The organism is Streptomyces toyocaensis (assembly GCF_000725125.1).
Lineage (GTDB): Bacteria > Actinomycetota > Actinomycetes > Streptomycetales > Streptomycetaceae > Streptomyces > Streptomyces toyocaensis.
Map to the genome: position 1 here is coordinate 101,869 of NZ_JFCB01000020.1, position 18,832 is coordinate 120,700.

The following is an 18,832-nucleotide window of genomic DNA, read 5'->3' on the forward strand; positions in this document are numbered from 1 at the left end:
CCGGCCCGGGGCCGCGCTTCAGGCCGTCGTGCCCCAGGAGGTCCGGTGCGCACAGCCGGGGTCGTGCTCGGTGGCGCACGACGTCCACCAGCGCTCGCAGCACGCGGCCTCCACCTCTGCCTGTGCGAGCGCCGCGGCCGCCGCGTCCCGCCACGCCGCCCGGCGGCCCTCCCGCTCGCGCAGAACGGCGACGGTGCGCCGCTCCTCGGCGATGACGGTCTCGCGGACCACTCCCAGGACGGGCGCGAGGGCGGTGACCGCCATGGCGAGGCTGGTCCACGCGGGAACGGTGCCCCAGGTGCTCACGGTACAGAAGGAGAGCCACAGGGCCACGGCGGCGTACATGACGGTGAGAGCGCGGCTGCCCCTGCTCATGGCTCGTCTCCTTCTCGGTCCTGCCGGTGGAAGTCTGATGCCCCGGATGCGCGCGGGCATGACTCGTCCCCGGCCGTGAGAAGCACGTCCCTCCCCGGCCACCTCGACGGCGCGGTGAGGCCGGCCGGAACCGATGAGCGGGGCGCCCGGCCACAACGTCGAACGGGTGCGCTACATTTTGCTCGCCCTTGACGGCGATCATTCACGATCTCTCACGCTACGGAGCCGGCACACCCATGAGCGACATCGTCAACGGACTCGGCCGGGCCGCCGCCTACGGCGCACTCGGGCTGGTCCTGCTGGTCCTCGGCATCGTCCTGGTCGACCTGCTGACGCCCGGAAAGCTCGGCCGGCAGATCTGGCAGGAGCGCAACCGCAACGCCGCCGTCGTGCTCAGCTCCTCGCTGCTGGGCATCGGAGGCATCGTGTTCACGTCGATCTGGACGACGTACGACGACTTCGGCAAGGGGCTGGTGTCGACCGCGACGTTCGGCGTGCTGGGCCTGGTGATGATGGCCGTGGCGTTCCTGGTGGTCGATCTCATCACTCCGGGGCGCCTGGGTGCCACCCTGGTGGAGCCCGAACCCCACCCGGCGGTCTGGGTGACGGCCTCCTGCAACCTCGCGGTGTCCGCCATCATCTCGGCCTCGATCGCCTGACGTTCCGTCAACGACTCGACGCGCGGCTGGGACAGGGCGGGGCGGCCGGTGCCGCCGCGCCCTCACGCCACCCGGGAGCGGAGCTGTGTGACGCCGCCGCGCACCGGCGCGGGCTGGACGCGGGTGGCGGTGCGGACGCGGTACGTCGTGCGGTTGGGGTCCACGACGGGCTCGCCGAGAGTGATGCGGCCTGACGCGTGCAGCTCGTCGCAGTCGGCGGTGGGCAGGGCGGCATAACAGCCGCCCGTGCCGGTGGTGGAGTCGAGGGGGCGCCAGTAGCTGTATCTCCGGCGGCCGTTCGCGTACACCGTCACGTACGTGGGGGTACGGGGGTCGGCGATGATCCGCAGCGCTTCGGCGGCCGCTCCCGAGGGGCGTCCGGCCGGGGCGGGGCCGGCGGTGGCGGCCCGGGAGTGTCGGCGGCGTGCGGTGGGCAGGGCGACGAGGGACTTCGTGCGGTCGACGGTGGAGAGCATCAGCAGGACCTTTCCGGAGCCGGACACGAGACCGTCTACCCAGCGAGGCGCCGGTGTTGATCTCCTTTTCCGATCATTGTGCAACCTCACACTGACAACGCGGGCAGGGCTCACCCCGTTCCCGTCCCGGCGTGTCGCCCGCCCCGGGTCAGCCGCCCGGCCCCGGGTCCGGGCGCACCGCCGCGTCGACACCGGCGCGAGCCGCCTCCAGCTGGGCCGCGAACGCGATGCCGAGGAAGAGGGCGACGGCGGTGAGGTAGGCCCACAGCAGCAGGGCGACGAAGGCCGTCAGCGGCCCGTACAGGGCGCCGAACGCCCCGCTGCCCTCGACGTACAGCGCGAGCAGCCACGTCGCGGCGACCCACAGCAGGAGATGGACGGCCGAGCCGAAGGCCAGCCAGGTGTAGCCCGGCTGGACCCGGCGGGGCGACCAGCGGAAGATCACCGCGGAGGCGACCCAGGCCAGCAGCAGCCCCACCGGCACGTCCAGCGCGCCCCACCACCCGGCCCCGGCCCCCCGGCCCGCGACCACCTCGGCCACCGAACGGCTGACCGCGTCACCGGCGACCAGGACGACGAACCCGAGAACCATGGGCAGGCCCGCGGCGAGCGCGAGGAGGACGGCCCTGCCGTACTTGCGGGGCAGGGGCCGGTCCCGTTCGATGCCGTAGATGCGGTTGGCGCCCCGCTCGATCTGGCCCATGGCCGAGGCCAGGTTCAGTACGGCGAAGCCCAGTCCGAGCCACAGGGCCAGCGTGCTCGCCAGGTCGTCGTGGGCGGTGCGCCGGATGCCGTCGAAGGCGTCCTCGACGACGTCCGCGCTGGCGCCGGGCACGATGCGGCCCAGGGTGAGTTCGATGACGCGGCCCGCGCCCTCGGTGTGCACGGAGGTCGCGAGGCCGACCAGCGCCACGGTGAACGGCACCAGGCCCAGGACGACCTGGAAGGCGAGCGCCCGCGCGTTGGTGAAGCCGTCCGCGAAGCGGAAGCGGGCGACGGAGTCGGTGAGCAGCCGCATGCCCCCGTAGTGCCGCAGCGCGGCGAACGCCTCGTCTCCGGAGAGCTCGTCCCCGACCATGTCCCGGGTCTGCGGGACGCGGACGACGGTTCCCATGCGCGGACCCTCCTCGCCTCGAGTGGCTTGCTCCCCCTCACTGATCGCCCCTTTCGGCGGCGCCACACCCCTGAGGGAGGACTCACACGGCGCGCAGGTGCCCGCCGGGTGCCGCACGGGACGGGAGGGTCCACCGCAGGCACGGGGGGCCCGGGACCGTCACCGGCTCGCGGACTCGCCGGCGAGCGGGTCGTGGCCCCAGTTCATGAGGGAGTGGCGCCAGCGCGAGTCGCGCACGTCGCCGGACGGGCGCTGGGCGAGATGGCGGCGGATGTACCCGACGACCTTGCGCATGTGCTCGTAGTCGTCGTCGGTCAGGTCCTTCCTGCCCGCGCGGAGGATGCCGGCGATCCGGCGGCCGGACGCGTGGCCGGTCGACTCACCCCCGTCCTTGTGCTGCCCCGCGGCGCGGGACGCGTCGGTGGCCAGCCACTTCTCGAGATCGGCCGGCTTCATGTTGACCAGCTCGCGGAACTCGTCCCAGGTCTCGTCCTTGCGGTCCGGTTCCACCGCGCTCATTTCTTCTTCCTGAGCGCGGAGGGCTTGTGGACCGCCCGCTTGCCCGACGTGTCGCTGCGCACCTCGTACTGCGGCTCCTCCTCGGAGGCGGCGACCGTGCGTCCGGCCTCCTCGGTGCGCTCGGTGATCTTCTTCTCGACCTTGCCCGTCGTCTCGTTTCCGTGGCTGCTCCAGGCGACCCCGTCACCCTCGTGGAGTTCCTTCTCCCGGTCGCTGTCCTTGCCCATTCCCAGGCGCCTCCTTCACGTGGCGGTCGGCTCCGTTCCACCCTGCTGGCAGGGCGGCCCACGCGCATCCCGGGGCGTCACGCACGTCCGGGCCGGCCCCTGCGGGCCGGCCCGGACCAGCGCTACGGACGGCTCAGACGAGGTCGAACCGGTCGAGGTTCATGACCTTGTCCCACGCCTTGACGAAGTCCCGCACGAACTTCTCCCCGGCGTCGTCGCTCGCGTAGACCTCGGCCAGCGCGCGCAGCTCGGAGTTCGATCCGAACACCAGGTCGGCACGGGTGCCGGTCCACTTCGTTTCGCCGGTCGCCGCGTCGCGGCCCTCGAACGTGGTCCGGTCCTCGGACGTCGCCTTCCACGTCGTGCCCAGGTCGAGCAGGTTGACGAAGAAGTCGTTCGTCAGGGTGCCCGGGACCGTGGTGAACACGCCGTGCGCCGACTGCTGGTGGTTCGCGCCCAGGACCCGCAGACCGCCGACGAGGACGGTCATCTCGGGGGCGCTCAGGGTCAGCAGGTTGGCCTTGTCCAGCAGCAGGAACTCGGCGGGCAGGCGGTTGCCCTTGCCGAGGTAGTTGCGGAACCCGTCGGCGGTGGGCTCGAGCGCGGCGAACGACTCGGTGTCCGTCTCCTCCTGCGACGCGTCCACGCGGCCCGGCGTGAAGGGAACCTCGATGTCGAAGCCGGCGTCCCTGGCCGCCTTCTCGACACCGGCCGCGCCTGCCAGCACGATCAGGTCGGCGAGCGAGACCCGCTTGCCGCCGGTCTGCGCCGCGTTGAAGGAATCCCGGACGCCTTCCAGCGTGCGCAGCACCGTCGCCAGCCGGTCGGGGTCGTTGGCCTCCCAGCCCCGCTGCGGCTCCAGGCGGATGCGCGCGCCGTTGGCACCGCCGCGCTTGTCGCTGCCGCGGAAGGACGACGCCGACGCCCACGCGGTCGACACCAGCTCGGACACCGACAGATCCGAGGCGAGGACCTGGTCCTTGAGGGCGGCGATGTCCGCGGCGTCCACGAGGTCGTACGTCCGCTCGGGCAGCGGGTCCTGCCACAGGAGCGTCTCGGAGGGCACCTCGGGGCCGAGGTACAGCGACTTCGGGCCCATGTCGCGGTGGGTGAGCTTGAACCAGGCGCGGGCGAAGGCGTCCGCGAACTCGTCCGGGTTCTCCAGGAAGCGGCGCGAGATCGGACCGTAGACCGGGTCGAAGCGGAGCGCGAGGTCCGTGGTCAGCATCGTCGGCTGGTGGCTCTTCGACGGGTCGTGGGCGTCGGGCACGGTGCCCGCCCCCGCTCCGTCCTTCGGCCGCCACTGGTGGGCGCCCGCGGGGCTCCTGAACAACTCCCACTCGTAGCCGAAGAGGATCTCGAAGAAGCTGTTGTCCCAGGTCGTCGGCGTGTTCGTCCACGTCACCTCGAGACCGCTGGTGATCGTGTCGGCGCCCTTGCCGCTGCCGAACGTGTTCCTCCAGCCCAGGCCCTGCTCCTCGAGGCCGGCGGCCTCCGGGTCGGGGCCGACGTGGTCGGCCGGGCCCGCGCCGTGGGTCTTGCCGAAGGTGTGGCCGCCGGCGATCAGGGCGACGGTCTCCTCGTCGTTCATGGCCATGCGGCGGAACGTCTCGCGGATGTCACGGGCCGAGGCGATCGGGTCCGGGTTGCCGTTGGGTCCCTCGGGGTTGACGTAGATGAGGCCCATCTGGACGGCGCCGAGCGGGTTCTCCAGTTCCCTGTCGCCGGTGTAGCGCTCGTCACCGAGCCAGTTGGACTCGGGGCCCCAGTAGACGTCCTCCTCCGGCTCCCAGACGTCCGCACGGCCGCCGGCGAAGCCGAAGGTCTTGAAGCCCATCGACTCCAGGGCGACGTTGCCGGAGAGGATCAGCAGGTCGGCCCATGACAGGCTGTTGCCGTACTTCTTCTTCACGGGCCACAGCAGGCGGCGGGCCTTGTCGAGGTTGGCGTTGTCCGGCCAGCTGTTGAGCGGGGCGAAGCGCTGCTGGCCGGCCCCGGCCCCGCCGCGGCCGTCGCTGATGCGGTAGGTGCCCGCACTGTGCCAGGCCATGCGGACGACGAGCGGACCGTAGTGGCCGAAGTCGGCGGGCCACCAGTCCTGGGAGGTGGTCAGCACCTCGGCGATGTCCCGCTTCACCGCCGGAAGGTCGAGGGCCTCGAACGCCTCGGCGTAGTCGAAGTCCTCGCCGAGCGGGTTCGCCACGGCCGGGTTCTTGGCCAGGATCTTCAGGTTGAGACGCTCGGGCCACCACTGGCGGTTTCCGCCGCCCTGGGTGGGGTGCGCGGCGCGCCCGTGCGCGACCGGGCAGCCACCCGCTTCCTCCGCCTTGGGCTCGGTGACGATCGCGTCGTGGTTCTCGGTCATGGAAGTCCTTCCGGGCGAAACGGTTCGCGCAGTTCAGGTACTGCGGGAGGCGGAACAGCCGGGGCACAGGCCCCAGTAGACGACCTCGGCCTCGTCGATCACGAAGCCGTGACTGTCGGACGCGGTCAGACAGGGTGCTTCACCGACCGCGCAGTCGGCGTCGGCGACCACGCCGCAGGTCCGGCAGACCAGGTGGTGGTGGTTGTCCCCCACGCGCCCCTCGTAGCGGGCGGGGCCGCCGGCCGGTGCGACGCGGCGCACCAGACCTGCCCCGGTCAGCGCGTCGAGCGCTCCGTACACCGCCTGCAGGGAGACGTGCCCCGTACGCCGGCGCACCTCGGCGGCGATGGTCTCGACCCCGAGGTGGCCGCCCCGGCGGACGGTCTCGAGGAGGGCGACGCGGGCGGCCGTGGCGCGCAGGCCCGCACCGCGGAGCTCCTCGGCGGTACTGGACGGCCGGGATGCGGTCATGCGCCGAACCTATAGGCCCAGACGCGAATAATTCCAGAGAACGAACGGGTCCAGTCTTGGGGTGTGTCCGGTAACTGCGGGTGACTCCTGGGTTGCGCCGTGCGGTCTACGGTGCCGCGGCGGCGGTGTCGTCGTAGACGAGCAGTCCGTCGTCGCGCAGGCGGGCGCCGGGGGTGGGGCTGTGCGGTGCGTGGCGTCCGTCGTGCATCAGATGACGCACCGGGACGTGACGGGCGAGGACGGCGAAGTCGGCGATGAGCCGCCGGTGGCACCGCCACCACACCGATTCGCTGCACATCACCGCGGTCGGCTCGCGGGCGGCCTGCTCCAGCAGGGTGTCCATCGCGGCGACGAACCCGGGGGTGCGGGTGTGGGCGGCGTAGCCGCGGAAGGACTCGTTGCGCCAGACGGTGTCGGGCGAGTCGGGCGGCGGCTTGCGGAAGCCGCCGAGGTCCCGTTCCCACCGGTAGGCGATGCCGGCCTCGGGCAGCCACTCGGCCAGCCGGGTGCGTGCCAGGTCGGGATCGCGGCGGCTGCCGGGGCCGATGCGGACGTCCACGACGGCGGTGACCCCCGCGTCGTGCAGCAGTCCGGTGAGGGCTTCCCGGCCCGCGGTGCCGTGGCCGAAGGTCGACAACTCGCGCGGGGTCATGCGGCGCCTCCTCTCGGCAGGGTCAGACGGCGGGTTCCAGGCGGACGCAGCACCGGCCCGGCTCCGGCGCCGGACGGGCCTCGAACGCCGTGTCACCGGCTCCTTCGAGGACCCCTCGCAACAGGTGGAGGTTCATGCCGCACACCGTCCGCGTGTGCGCGCGGGCCAGGGCGTGGAAGGGGCAGTTGCCCAGAACGACGGCCCCGCCGTCGCGCCGCGGCTCGAAGCCGTACCGCTCCAGCACGCGGAAGACCTGCGTCCCGTCACCGTCCGCGCCGATCCGTGCGCCCAGCTCCCGGGCCCTGCGGTGCAGCACCTCGCGCACGGGTTCGCCGCCGGCCGCGGATTCCTCCACCGCCTGGGCGAGGAGCCGGCCGGCGAGTTCGTAGCGCCGGTCCGGGAGGCTGACGGCGATCTGCACGGCGGAGCGGCGGTAGAGCTTGGCCGGGCGGCCGGCGCCCGGCCCGCTGCGTCCGCTGCGCCGGACGTGGAGCACGTCGAGCAGGTTCTCCGCGGCGAGGCGGTCCAGATGGAAGGCCGCGGTCTGCCGGGCCAGCCCCAGGGCCTCGGCCGCCTCGTCCCGGCCCACCGGGTGGCGCCGGCCCACCACGTAGTCGTAGAGCCGCCGGCGGGTGGGCTCGTCGAGAGCGGCGATGGCGGAGATGTCCTTGTCGCGCACTTCTTCCGTGTCGTCCACGGACACCAGTGTAAAAGCAACAGCCATTGACTAAAGAGCGGATCCGCGCTTCTATCGTCAATAAGAGTTGTTGATAGAAGAAGGGTGCAGGTCATGGCCTCCACAACCACGAGCGGCAGGTCGGTCACGTCCCGGCGGTCCGCACTCGGCGATCCCCGCTACCAGGCGTACGTCGTCCTCCGCGCCGGCTTCACCGTGGCACCCGTCCTGTTCGGACTGGACAAGTTCGCGAACCTCCTCGTCGACTGGCCCGTCTACCTCGCGCCGTGGATCGACGACATCGTCCCGGGCAGCGCGCAGTCGGCGATGTACGCGGTCGGCGTGATCGAGATCGTGGCCGGTGTCCTGGTGGGCATCGCGCCGCGCTTCGGCGCCTGGCTGGTCGCCGGCTGGCTCGCGGGCATCATCGTCGACCTGCTCACGCTGTCCGGCTACTACGACGTCGCCCTGCGCGACTTCGGGCTGCTGCTCGGCGCGGTGGCGCTCGCCCGGCTGGCCCGGCACTACCACGGCACCCCGTCCTGACGGGCGGTCAGCACAGGACGCGCAGCGCTCCCGGCAGGACCCTGGCCGTGACGGGGAGGACGGCGTCGACCTCCCCGTCGGTGCCGTAGGGGATGTCCCGGTCGGCCTCGATGCGGATCTCGCTCCCCCGCAGGATCCGCACCTGGGGGCGGCGGACGTGCGCGCCGGTGCCGAGTTCGTTCATCAGGGCGAAGAACAGCCGTCTGGGCGCCTCCTCGATCATCACGACGTCCAGCAGGCCGTCGTCGACACGGGCGTCGGGGGCGATGACGCGGCCGGAGCCGTAGAAGCCGGAGTTGGCGGCCACCACCGTGTACCCGGTGTGCGTGTGCTCCGTGCCGTCGACGGTGACCCGGTAGCGGGCGGGCCGCCAGGTCGTGACGGCCCGCAGGCCGCCGGCGTAGTAGGACGCGGACCCCTTCAGCAGCCTGGAGCGGTTGGCGTGACGGTTGGCGAGCGCGTCCACACCGGCGTACACGCTGCCGAGGACGACGGTGCGGTCGTGGACGGCCGAGACGACCTCGATGGTGTCGACCTGCCGCGGCTCGCCGTGGAGCAGGATCCGGGCCAGGCCCGCCGGGTCCCCTGGCAGTCCCAGGGCGCGGGCGAAGTCGTTGCCGCGTCCGGCCGGGACGAGACCCAGGGTCGTGCCCGTTCCGCTGAGTGCGCCGCCGACGCCCCCCGCGATGCCGTCCCCGCCGACGGCGAGGACGACCCGCCCCCGCTGTCCCGCGTCGCGGGCCAGCTCCCGCGCGTGGTCCAGGCTGCGGCTGTACTCGGTCCGCAGGTCGGCGCCCTCCTCCCGGAGCCGCCGGGCCAGGGCGAGCAGCGCGGCGGCTGCGGTGGCCGCGCCCGCCGTGGGGTTGACGACGGCGGTGAACTGTCGCATCGAGGTGCCTTTCGGGGCGGGCCTGCGGGACGGGGAGGGACGGACCGGGTGCCGGGGGATCAGTCGGCGGGCAGCAGGACGCCGGGGTTCAGCAGCCCCGCCGGGTCCAGCCGCCGCTTCACGGCGCGCAGGGCGTCGATGCCCAGCGGGCCGGCCTCCCGGACGTACCAGTCGCGGTGGTCGGTGCCGACGCCGTGGTGGTGGCTGATGGTGCCGCCCTCGGCGAGGATCGCCTCGTTCGCCGCGTGCTTGGCACGGGTCCAGTGCGCCACGGGGTCCTCGCCCTGGGCCGAGACCACGGTGAAGTACAGCGAGGCGCCGTTCTCGTAGACGTGGGAGATGTGGCACATGACGAGCGGCGGGGTTCCCGCCCCGGCGAGCGTGGCGGTGAGCGCGTCCCGCACCGCGGCGTACAGCCCGGGGACGCGCGACCAGAACGTCGCCGTCTCGAGCGTCTCCGCGAACGCCCCGGCGTCGAGGAGCGCGTCGCGCAGGTACGGGGCCGAGTAGCGGCCGTGCGCCCAGCGCCGGCCCGGTTCCTCGCCCAGGGGGGTGCCGCCGCACTCGCGCAGGACGGCCGCGGCCCGCTCCCTGCGGTACGCGGTGTCCTCCTCCGTGCCCTCGTAGCCGGCGACGGCCGTGCAGCCTGCGGTCTGCGGCGCGCCGGAGCCGATCGCGTCCGGGTGCGCCAGGCCGATCAGGGTCTCGGTCTCGTCGGACAGGCGCAGCACGGTCGGCCGCGGCCCGTCCTGGGCGAGCCGGCGCAGCGCGGTGGCGCCCTCCTCGAAGGAGGGGAAGTGCCACCCCTCGTGGACGACGGCCTGCGGGACCGGCCGGATGCGCACGGTCACCGACGTGATGACGCCGAAGGCGCCCTCCGAGCCGAGGACGAGCTGGCGCAGGTCGGGTCCGGCGGCCGAGCGGGGGGCACGGCCGGTGTCGAGGGTGCCCTCGGGCGTGGCGAGGGTGAGGGACAGCACCATCTCGTCGAAGCGGCCGTGGCCCGCGGACGCCTGGCCGCTGGAACGGGTGGCGGCGAAGCCGCCGATGGTGGCCCACTCGTAGGACTGGGGGAAGTGGCCGAGGGTGAAGCCGTGTTCGGCGAGGAGCGCCTCGGCCCGCGGGGCACGCAGGCCGGGCTGGAGGGTGGCGGTGCGGGAGACCGGGTCGAGGTCGAGCAGACCGTCCATGCGCCGCAGGTCCAGGGCGACGAAGGCGTCGCGCCGTTCGGGGGCGAGGCCACCGACGACGGAGGTGCCGCCGCCGAACGGCACCAGCGGCAGGCCGTGTTCGGCGCACACCCGCAGGACGGCGAGCACCTCGTCGTGGTCCGCGGGCAGGAGTACGGCCGCGGGTGCGGCGGCGACGTCACCCCCGCGGATGCGCAGCAGGTCGGGGGTGGACTTGCCGCGCGTGTGCCGGACGCGGGCCTCCGCGTCAGTACGCACATGCGCCTCGTCGCCCAGGGCCGCGACCAGGGCACGGTGCGCGGCGGGCGCCAGCGTGCTCTCGGGGACGGCCAGGTCCTCGAGGGCGAGGGGCCCGGCCTCGCGAGGCTTGACCCCGAGCAGATCGCGCAACAGCCCGATCACCGTGTCGGGCAGCGGCGTCGCCTCGGCCGGGTCGCCCCAGCCGCTCCACAGCATGTCCATGGCTGTCGTCCTCATCGGTCGAAACGGGCGGTGCCGTCGCACGACGGCCTCACGTGGCGTTACACTGTGACACATGACGCCTATTCGTCACAACGCTTCCGGTGGGTCCGACAACGACGCGGTGCTCGACGCGGTGCGCGACTGCGTCCTGGCCGTCGGGGTCCGCCGCACCACGCTCACCGACGTGGCCCGCCGCGCCGGTGTCTCCCGGATGACGCTGTACCGGCGCTGGCCCGATGTGCGGTCGCTGGTCGGCGACCTGATGACCCGGGAGTGGATCGCGGTGGCCACCGGGGCCGTCCCCGAGCCCCGGCCGGGAGTGCCCGCGCGCGATCTGATCACCGAGGGCCTGGTGGCGGCGGTGCGCGCCTTCGGCGTCCATCCGCTCTTCCGGAAGATCCTCGACGTGGACCCCGAACTGCTCCTGCCCTATGTGCTGGACCGCCGCGGGGCGAGCCAGGAGGCCCTGCTGGAACTGCTGGCCGGTTCGCTGCGCGAGGGGCACGCCGACGGCTCCGTGCGCACCGCCCACCCCGAGCGGCAGGCCCGTTCGGTGCTGCTGATCGTGCAGTCCTTCACCCTGTCCCTGCGGACCATGACCGACGAGGACGACCCCGAACTCACCTCCGAGGCCTTCCTCGGCGAACTGCGCGGCATCCTGGAGAGGACCCTCACGCCATGACCCCCCTCAGCGGCCCGGCACCCGCCGCCTCCCTGTCCGCCGCCCGGCGCGCGCGCGAGCTGACCGGCTCCGTCGGCGGTCCCGCGGTCGACGTACTGGTCGTCGGTCTCGGCGCCACCGGTGCGGGAGCCGCCCTGGACGCCGCCGCCCGCGGGCTGAGCGTGGTCGCCGTCGACGCCCACGACCTGGCCTTCGGCACCTCCCGCTTCAGCAGCAAGCTCATCCACGGAGGGCTGCGCTATCTCGCCTCCGGACGGCTCGACGTGGCCCACGAGAGCGCGGTCGAACGCGGGGTACTGATGGAACGTACCGCTCCCCACCTCGTACAGGCCCACCCGTTCGTGCTGCCCCTCACCCCGCTCGTCTCGCGCGGTCAGGCCGCCCTGGCGCGGGCCGGTTTCCACGCCGGTGACACGCTGCGCCTGGCCGCCCGCACGGCCCGGGCCACCCTGCCCCCGCCGCGCCGGCTCTCCGTGGTGGAGACCCGTCATCTCGCCCCCGCCCTGCGGCGCGACGGCCTGCGCGGCGGCCTGCTGTCCTGGGACGGCCGGCTCACCGACGACGCCCGGTTGGTGACCGCCCTCGCCCGTACGGCGGCGGCGCGCGGCGCGCGGATCCTCACCCGCGTGAGGGCCCTGGAACTGACCTCGACGGGCGCCCGGGTACGGGACGAACTCAGCGGCGAGGAGGGCGCGATCCGCGCCCGCGCGGTGATCAACGCGTCCGGCGTCTGGGCGGGGGGCCTCGTCGACGGCGTGCGGATAAGGCCCTCGCGCGGCACCCATCTCGTCCTGCGTCCGGAGAGCCTCGGGCCGCTGGCCGCGGGTCTGCACATCCCGATCCCCGGGGAGAGCAACCGCTTCGTCCTCGTCCTGCCCCAGGAGGACGGCCGGGTCTACGTCGGCCTCACGGACGAGCCCGTGGACGGAGACGTCCCCGACGTCGCGGAGGCACCGGAGACGGACATCGGCTTCCTCCTCGACGTCCTCTGCTCCGTCCTGCACGTACCGGTCCACCGGGCCGATGTCGTCGGCGCCTTCGCCGGGCTGCGTCCGCTGCTGGACACCACGGCGGAGCACGCGGGCGCGGCTCCGAGGACCGCCGACCTCTCACGCCGGCACGCGGTGCTCACCTCGTCCGAGGGCGTCGTCACGGTCGTCGGCGGCAAGCTCACCACGTACCGGCGCATGGCCGAGGACGCCGTCGACACCGCCGTCCGCGTCCGCGGACTGGAAGCGGGCCCGTCCCCCACGGCGTCCCTGCCCCTGGTGGGCGCCGCCGCACCGCACGTCCTCGCCGCCCTGCCCGCGCCCCGCCGGCTCGTCCGGCTCTACGGCACCGAGGCACCGGCCGTGCAGGCGCTCGCCGCGCGGGACCCCCGGCTCGGCGAACCGGTCCTGCCCGGATATCCGGTCACCGGCGCCGAACTGCTCTGGGCCCTGCGCCACGAGGGAGCGCTCGACGAGGAGGACGTACTCGACCGCCGCACCCGCATCGGACTCGTCCCCGCCGACCGGGCCGACGCCCTGGACGCGGTCCGCGCGCTGCTGGACGGGACGTTGCCGCGGGGCGGTTGAACGGCGCCCGGTCAGCGTGCGCGGACGGCGACCTCGTGCAGCGAGTAGCCCCAGTCGGTCCCCCGGTCCAGGAACCGGACGCGGAGGTGGCGGGCGGACGCGGGGGTGAACACGGCCGTGTCCAGGCCGCCGTCGCCGGAGGCGGTGGACCAGACGGTGCGCCAGTCGGTGCCGTCGGTGGACACCTCGATGCGGTACGCCCTGCCGTAGGCGCGTTCCCAGTCCAGGGTGACGCGCCCGACCCGGTGGGTGGCGCCGAGGTCGATGCCCAGCCACTGGTCGTCGCTCCAGCCACTCGCCCACCGGGTGCCCCGGTCGCCGTCCACGGCGCGACCGGGCGCGTAGCTGGTGAACGGGTTCCATTCCGCGGAACTGGCCGTGGCCGCGGCGCCCTCGGCGAGGTTCGCCGCGGCCCGGTGCCGTTCGGTGGCTCCCCAGGTGTCGAGGTAGGACTCGGCGCCCCGGAAGAGGTCGTCCACCACGTCCTGCCCGCCGACACGCCGGATGTCCTCGATCCAGTCGGGGACGAGGCCGTAGTGCGCGGCACCGTCGGTGTTCAGGTCCCAGGTGCGCTCGCCGGTCCTCTGCCGGTCGAGGACGGATCCGCCGTCGACACTGCGGAAGGGGTAGGTGACGGGGTTCGGGGCGCTCGCGCCGCGCGGGGCCGGCCAGCCGCCGACGCCGTTCATGTCCGTGCCGTAGCCGTAGCCCACGCCGTACTTGTCGCGCAGTGCCCCGGTGCGGTCCGCCTCGGCGACGAAGCCCTCCGAGCCGTGCATGTACTGGGCGACGAACCCGCCCAGGCCGTAGACCCGTTCGGTCCAGTCCAGGTCCATCCAGCTGTGCGAGGAGAGGACGCCGGGGTACGACTCGGCCTCGAAGATGTCGAGCACCCTGCCGGTGGCCTTGACGCTCATGTGGTCGATCTCGAGCATCATGTCGCGTTCCATCATGCCGCGCACGGCGTACTCGCCGAGTTCGGTGAGCCCGCGGACGTTGCACCGCGCGTCCTCGTCGTACGCGGGGACCGACACGCCCTCCGGCAGCCTTTTCTCGGCGCCGGGCGCGGAGGCGAGGCCGATGGGGTTGTCGTGCTGGGACCCGGCGCACTTCTCCGTGCGCCAGAAGGTGCCGGTGGACAGGAACTGCCCGACGTTGATGGCGGTGCCGAGCGCGCCGGAGTCGAAGCGGACCCCGCACAGCGCGTTGTCGAACTTGTGGCACAGGAACATGCTGCGCACACCGAGCGCGTGCAACTCGTCCAGTCCGGCGTCGATGTCGGCCCGGTCGCACTGCGCGACGTCCAGGACCTGCTTGCACCCGAAGGGTTCGGACGTCTCGACACCGAGGACGACGGCGAGCTTGCCCTGCTCGATCACCTCGCGGGCCTGGGCGCTGTCGGTGACGATCCGGAACCAGCCCTTTCCCGGTCCGCCGTACATCCCGTCGATGTACGCCTGCATGTCGTAGGTGAGCTTCGCCTGCAGCCGGATCGACGTCATCTCGTCGCAGCCGCGGTCCTTGAAGAAGTACACGGAGCAGATCACGCCGTTGGTGACGAGGTCGTTCACCAGCACCCTCTGGCCGCCGCGCCAGGCCCGTTCGATCCAGGCGTAGTAGTTCTGCTGGTGGGTCAGCGAGTCGTGCGCGGGCCAGTCGGCGAACGTGGGCCAGCCGACGGGGTCGTGCCTGCCGTCACCGCCGTTGGTGATGAAGTCGAAGATCGCGAGGGAGCCGTCGGGATAGTGCTCGGGGCAGTCCTTCAGGGCGTCGGCGATGCCCTTGTCGGAGAACGCCTTGCCGCAGATGAGCCGGCCGCCGAAGGCCTCGTTGGACATGATGTGGTTGTGCGCGTCGACGAACCCGCGTACCTCACCGGTGGGGCCGGTTCCCCCGAACGGTTCGCCGGTGACGCCGGTCCCGGAGTCGGGCGCGGGCCGGGCGACCGGATCCCACCAGTCGCCGTCGGCCGCGGAGCTGGGTGACGGCCCCAGGGCCGCGGCCAGCACGAGGAGGAGCAGCGTGACGACCCCGAGGTGTCGTCGTGTGCGGTACGTCGTCATCACGCACGTCCCTCCGTCGCGGAGTTGACATGACCGGCACAAGGCGTTGGGGCGAGGATCGCTACTGGCGCGTAAGGCGTCAAGGGGGCGCGCACCCGTCCGCCGGCACCCGTCCGGCGCGAGAGCTACGCGACCGGCGGGACTAACCCCTCCCGCCGGTCTCGTAGTGCAGGGAGATGGAGCGCAGGACGTCGGCGGAGGACACGTCGGTGCGGCCCTCGTCGTGGATCTCGGCGAGCTGGACGAAGGCGAAGGTGAGCGCGGACGTGATCTGCACGATGGCGGGGCCCAGTTTCTCGGTGACGATGTCCGCCACCTCGCGCGCGCTCGCGTCGGCCGGCAACCGGACGTGCGGCAGCATCTCCTCCAGGAGTGTGGCGACCGCCCCGTTCCCGGTCATGTCGGCGTCCGGGTTCTCACGCAGTCGCCGCCGCATCTCCAGGGCCTCGGTGAGGATGCCGACGCTCCGCTGCATGATCTCCCGCTGTTCCATGCGCACAGCCTAGACAGGTCCGGCGACTGGCCCAGCCGTCCGTCGGCTGGATATCATCCGTTCCATATAGGTATGACTGTTTCGCCCCCGAGGGCGGCCACCGCGCGTGAGTGTCCTCGCCCGAGTGAGTGATCCATGTCCCGCACCGGTTCCACGGACGACGGCGACGAGCTTCTGGTCAGGCTCAGGACGCTGACGGCTCAGGCGCGTGCGCAGGCGGAGGTGCAGCGCTCCCGGGTGGAACTGGCCATCGCCCTGCAACGCGGAATGCTGCCGCGGGGACTGCCGGTCGCCGACGGCGTGCGGCTGGCGGTGCGTTACGCGCCGGCGTACCAGGGGCTCAACGTGGGCGGCGACTGGTACGACGCGTTCACCATGCCCGACGGCAGGATCGGCCTGTCCATCGGTGACGTCCAGGGGCACAACATCGAGGCGGCCGCCTTCATGGGACAGGTCCGGGTCGGCCTCCGGGCCCTCGCCTCCGTCGACAGCGATCCGGGGGAACTCCTCGCCCGGACGAACGAACTCCTGCTGTCCCTGAGCTCCGATCTGTTCGCCACCTGCACCTTCATGCGTCTCGACCCGGCCACCCGGCTGCTGGAGAGCGCCCGTGCCGGGCATCTGCCGTGCGTGTGGGCCACCGCGGACGGCCGGTCCGGGGTGACCCGGGACGAGGGAGGTCCGCCGCTGGGGATCCAGTCCGGCGTGGTCTACCCCGTCACCCGGTACCGGCTCGACACCGGCGGCGTGTTCGTGATGCTCACCGACGGCGTGGTGGAGGGACCGTCCATGCCCCTCGACGAGGGCCTCGACCAGGTGGCGCGGCTGGCGGGCATCGCCGCGGTCGCCTGCCTGGACGCCGACGCGCTCGCCGCGGCCGTCATCAAGGGCGCGGAACGGGTGGGACACGAGGACGACGCGGCCGTCCTGGTGATCGGGCACGACGGACCGGCCACTCCTCCATAGGGCCGACAGGCCCACCCTCCTCGCCTCGCCGTCGCGGCGGGGCCGGTGTGTGATGGCTGGTGTGGTGGCTCGCCAGGATCTTCGTACACCGGCCGTCTTCGTGCTCGAGACGCTGGCCGTCGCCGCCTGCTACTACGCGGCGGGGCGACTGGGGCTGCTGCGCGAGCTGACCGTCGCGGGTGCGGTGGTCTCGCCCCTCTGGCCGCCGGCCGGGGTGGCCGTCGCCTCTCTGCTGGTCCTCGGGCTGCGCTGCTGGCTCGGCATCGCGCTGGGCGCCCTGTTCGTCCTCATGTACCTCACCTCCCTGCAGCCGGCCTCGCTGGGCGTCGTCGCCGGCAACACCGCGGCGCCGGTGTGCGGGTACCTCCTGCTGCGCAGGGTGGGCTTCCGCACCGACCTCGCCCGGTTACGGGACTGTCTCGCGCTGGTGTTCCTCGGCGCCTTCTCGGCCATGCTGATCAGTTCGTCCGCCGGCGCCGGCCTGCTGGTCGCCACGGGTGACCTCCCGGGGCGGGACTTCGGGGGCGTGTGGCTGGCCTGGTGGGTCGGCGACGCGATGGGCGTCCTGCTGATCACCCCCGTCCTGCTCATGCTCCTCCGCCTGCGCGCCCCCTTCCACTGGTCGCGGTGGAAGGAGGCGGTAGGTCTGACGGTGATCGCGGGCTGTCTCGTGCCGGTGGCCACGCGCAGCCCGGCGAGTCTGCTGTTCGCCATCTATCCGCTGCTGATCTGGGCGGCTCTGCGGTTCCAGCTGCCCGGCAGCATGCTGTGCGCCCTGTTCGCCTCCGTCATGGCCACCATCGCCGCGACCGACGGTGTCGGGCCCTTCGCGTACATGTCGGAGGTGGAGGTCATGGTCAACCTGCAGTCGTTCAACGGGGCGATGGCCCTGACGTCCTTGCTGCTGTCCGCGGTGATCACCGAGCAGCACAACACCAGACGCTCCGTGGAGCGTGCGTGTCAGGAGCTGGTCGAGGTGCTGGAGCATCTGACGGCGGGGGAACCCGCGGCCGGCCGGCCGCCGCGGGACGACGGCGGGCGGTCGCGGAGCGCCGGCTGACCGTACGCGGGGCCCCGGGTGGCCGGCCTCACTTGCTCAGGGACGCGGTGTCTCCCATGACGACCACCGGGTGCCGGTCGGGGTCGAGGGCGCGCAGGAGTTCCTCCATGTGACGCTCCTGGAGACTGACGCAGCCCTGGGTGGGCCCCTCGTGGTCGACGTGCAGCCAGATGCCGCCGCCCCTGTCGGCCCCGAGCGGACGGGTCAGGTCCAGCGGGGTGGTGCCCGGTTCGCGGTTGTAGTCGATGGCGATGACGTAGTCGAAGGACCCCTCCAGCGGCTCCCCCTCGAATCCCGTGCCGCTGACGCTGAACGCGTCCGACCGGTCGTAGGGCAGCTCGGTGCCGGGGTCGGGCAGCAGTCCCCCGGCGCCGGTCAGGGTGAACACGCCGATCGGGGAGCGCAGGTCCCCGGCCCAGTGGTCATCGGTCCAGCCCTTGAGTGCGTTGCGTGCCGGCCACGCCGGACCCGCCTCCCAGCCGGAACCGGTGTGCTCGTACAGCACGGCCTCGGAGCGGTTGGCGTCCCTGGCCCGGCCGGTGACGACGAGGACCTGGCGGGCGTCGCCCGGGATCCACGCCAGTGTCCGGGGGCCGAGGCCGGGGATCCGGGTGGGCAGTCGCGTCCGGGTCCCGGCTCCGGCCCGGCCCTGGGCGGTGTTCGCGGTCCCGGGCGCCCCGGCCGCCGGGACGGTGGCGGCGGGAACGTCCCGCGTCGTCGTACCGGTGCCCGCCCCACAGGCGGTCAGGGCCGCGACGACGACCAGGGCGACGGCCGGCAACGCCACACGGCCGCGCGCTCGGACGGGGACGCCGGTCCACCGTCCGGCCCGGGGCGGAGCGGGGTGACGCGGACGGTGCGGGCAGTCGATCGATGAAGCCATGCTCTCAGCCTGACTTCGACTCACCGGATTCGCCTCAGCTCCCCGCGCGAGTCCGGTGAAGTCCCCCGTCTGCGCTCCCCCGGGAGGGAACCGTTCCGTGCGGAAAGCCACCCGCGCGGGTGATGGGCCCGCGCACCGAGTGGAGTACGGGTTCGCCGGACGGAGTACCGCGCGGGCGTGGCGCCACCGGTGGATCACCAGGGGCGAGCCGGGTTCGATCACCCCGTCCCCTTCGGCGGAACCGGTGACGGTGAGGTCCGTCGGAGTGGCGCGGCCCCGGGCGCCTAGGCCGTGGGACCTCCCGCGGGGCGCCGGGGTGGCCGTCGTCGGCGTGGGCCGCCACGAACGAGTGAATTGCGACGGGGGCCTCGACGGCTTCGGCGGGTGCCGGGTCGGCGCTCACCCGGGCTCGGACGCGGCGCACGGACGTGACGCTCTCGCCGAGCGCCGGACAGGGGCCGCACAGAAGAAACGGTCAACCGCGCCC

20 protein-coding genes are annotated in these 18,832 nt (G+C 73.0%); 6 read left to right on the forward strand and 14 right to left on the reverse strand.

Annotation, left to right across the window (positions count from 1 at the left end; all coding sequences use genetic code 11):
- Positions 1-18 precede the first annotated feature (18 nt).
- Positions 19-375 (reverse strand): hypothetical protein, encoded by a 357-nt coding sequence (locus BU52_RS21375; protein WP_037936787.1) that lies wholly within the window; start codon positions 373-375, stop codon positions 19-21.
- 236 nt (positions 376-611) lie between these two features.
- On the opposite strand from BU52_RS21375, the gene BU52_RS21380 reads away from it, so the two are divergent.
- Positions 612-1,034, forward strand: a complete 423-nt coding sequence (locus tag BU52_RS21380) for a DUF350 domain-containing protein (protein ID WP_037936791.1) — start codon at positions 612-614, stop codon at positions 1,032-1,034.
- Positions 1,035-1,096: 62 nt separating this feature from the next.
- Here BU52_RS21380 and BU52_RS21385 read toward each other — a convergent pair whose 3' ends face one another.
- The 8 genes from BU52_RS21385 to BU52_RS21420 all read right to left on the reverse strand — a co-directional run bounded on the left by BU52_RS21385 (position 1,097) and on the right by BU52_RS21420 (position 7,582).
- Positions 1,097-1,537: a hypothetical protein gene (locus BU52_RS21385; protein WP_407702055.1), complete on the reverse strand. Its 441-nt coding sequence runs from the start codon at positions 1,535-1,537 to the stop codon at positions 1,097-1,099.
- A gap of 121 nt (positions 1,538-1,658) precedes the next feature.
- Positions 1,659-2,624: a YihY/virulence factor BrkB family protein gene (locus tag BU52_RS21390; RefSeq protein WP_037936794.1), complete on the reverse strand. Its 966-nt coding sequence runs from the start codon at positions 2,622-2,624 to the stop codon at positions 1,659-1,661.
- Positions 2,625-2,783: 159 nt separating this feature from the next.
- Positions 2,784-3,143: a DUF3140 domain-containing protein gene (locus BU52_RS21395; RefSeq protein ID WP_407702056.1), complete on the reverse strand. Its 360-nt coding sequence runs from the start codon at positions 3,141-3,143 to the stop codon at positions 2,784-2,786.
- Entirely contained in the window at positions 3,140-3,370 is a 231-nt protein-coding gene (locus tag BU52_RS21400; RefSeq protein ID WP_037936797.1) for a hypervirulence associated TUDOR domain-containing protein, read from the reverse strand. Before BU52_RS21400 ends, BU52_RS21395 begins: the two co-directional genes overlap by 4 nt.
- 133 nt (positions 3,371-3,503) lie before the next feature.
- Positions 3,504-5,735, reverse strand: a complete 2,232-nt coding sequence (gene katG / locus BU52_RS21405; protein ID WP_037936799.1) for a catalase/peroxidase HPI — start codon at positions 5,733-5,735, stop codon at positions 3,504-3,506.
- A gap of 33 nt (positions 5,736-5,768) precedes the next feature.
- A complete protein-coding gene (locus BU52_RS21410) occupies positions 5,769-6,206 on the reverse strand; it encodes a Fur family transcriptional regulator (RefSeq protein ID WP_037936800.1) in 438 nt (145 codons plus the stop codon).
- 106 nt (positions 6,207-6,312) lie between these two features.
- The gene (locus BU52_RS21415) at positions 6,313-6,858 is read right to left on the reverse strand and encodes a DUF488 domain-containing protein (protein WP_037936802.1); all 546 of its coding nucleotides are present in this window, start codon (positions 6,856-6,858) and stop codon (positions 6,313-6,315) included.
- Between the two features lie 22 nt (positions 6,859-6,880).
- Positions 6,881-7,582, reverse strand: a complete 702-nt coding sequence (locus BU52_RS21420) for a helix-turn-helix transcriptional regulator (protein ID WP_200881238.1) — start codon at positions 7,580-7,582, stop codon at positions 6,881-6,883.
- Positions 7,583-7,648: 66 nt separating this feature from the next.
- Here BU52_RS21420 and BU52_RS21425 point away from each other — a divergent pair, with 66 nt between their 5' ends.
- Positions 7,649-8,080 carry a DoxX family membrane protein gene (locus tag BU52_RS21425; protein ID WP_037936806.1) on the forward strand — a complete coding sequence of 144 codons (432 nt, stop codon included), beginning with the start codon at positions 7,649-7,651 and terminating at the stop codon, positions 8,078-8,080.
- Positions 8,081-8,087: 7 nt separating this feature from the next.
- On the opposite strand, the gene BU52_RS21430 is transcribed toward BU52_RS21425, so the two are convergent.
- Together BU52_RS21430 and BU52_RS21435 are read right to left on the reverse strand one after the other, a co-directional pair.
- On the reverse strand, positions 8,088-8,969 hold the full coding sequence (locus tag BU52_RS21430) for a YegS/Rv2252/BmrU family lipid kinase (protein WP_037936808.1): 882 nt from the start codon (positions 8,967-8,969) through the stop codon (positions 8,088-8,090).
- A gap of 59 nt (positions 8,970-9,028) precedes the next feature.
- Positions 9,029-10,621 (reverse strand): FAD-binding oxidoreductase, encoded by a 1,593-nt coding sequence (locus BU52_RS21435; protein WP_037936810.1) that lies wholly within the window; start codon positions 10,619-10,621, stop codon positions 9,029-9,031.
- A gap of 73 nt (positions 10,622-10,694) precedes the next feature.
- Between BU52_RS21435 and BU52_RS21440 the strand changes: the two genes are divergently transcribed.
- Positions 10,695-11,303, forward strand: coding sequence for a TetR/AcrR family transcriptional regulator (locus tag BU52_RS21440; RefSeq protein WP_078903365.1), 609 nt, complete (start codon positions 10,695-10,697; stop codon positions 11,301-11,303).
- The gene (locus BU52_RS21445) at positions 11,300-12,880 is read left to right on the forward strand and encodes a glycerol-3-phosphate dehydrogenase/oxidase (protein WP_037936813.1); all 1,581 of its coding nucleotides are present in this window, start codon (positions 11,300-11,302) and stop codon (positions 12,878-12,880) included. The genes BU52_RS21440 and BU52_RS21445 overlap by 4 nt, the downstream gene beginning before the upstream one ends.
- A gap of 11 nt (positions 12,881-12,891) precedes the next feature.
- Here the strand turns inward: BU52_RS21445 and BU52_RS21450 are convergent, their stop codons facing one another.
- Both BU52_RS21450 and BU52_RS21455 read right to left on the reverse strand, forming a co-directional pair.
- Positions 12,892-14,943, reverse strand: a complete 2,052-nt coding sequence (locus tag BU52_RS21450; protein ID WP_037936814.1) for a discoidin domain-containing protein — start codon at positions 14,941-14,943, stop codon at positions 12,892-12,894.
- Positions 14,944-15,085: 142 nt separating this feature from the next.
- Positions 15,086-15,436, reverse strand: coding sequence for a hypothetical protein (locus tag BU52_RS21455; protein WP_037936906.1), 351 nt, complete (start codon positions 15,434-15,436; stop codon positions 15,086-15,088).
- Positions 15,437-15,571: 135 nt separating this feature from the next.
- On the opposite strand from BU52_RS21455, the gene BU52_RS21460 reads away from it, so the two are divergent.
- Both BU52_RS21460 and BU52_RS21465 read left to right on the forward strand, forming a co-directional pair.
- Complete coding sequence (locus BU52_RS21460; protein ID WP_037936815.1) at positions 15,572-16,402, forward strand: PP2C family protein-serine/threonine phosphatase; 831 nt, start codon at positions 15,572-15,574, stop codon at positions 16,400-16,402.
- A gap of 52 nt (positions 16,403-16,454) precedes the next feature.
- Entirely contained in the window at positions 16,455-17,462 is a 1,008-nt protein-coding gene (locus BU52_RS21465) for an MASE1 domain-containing protein (protein ID WP_051858426.1), read from the forward strand.
- 28 nt (positions 17,463-17,490) lie between these two features.
- On the opposite strand, the gene BU52_RS21470 is transcribed toward BU52_RS21465, so the two are convergent.
- Entirely contained in the window at positions 17,491-18,345 is an 855-nt protein-coding gene (locus BU52_RS21470) for a hypothetical protein (protein ID WP_078903366.1), read from the reverse strand.
- Positions 18,346-18,832: the final 487 nt, after the last annotated feature.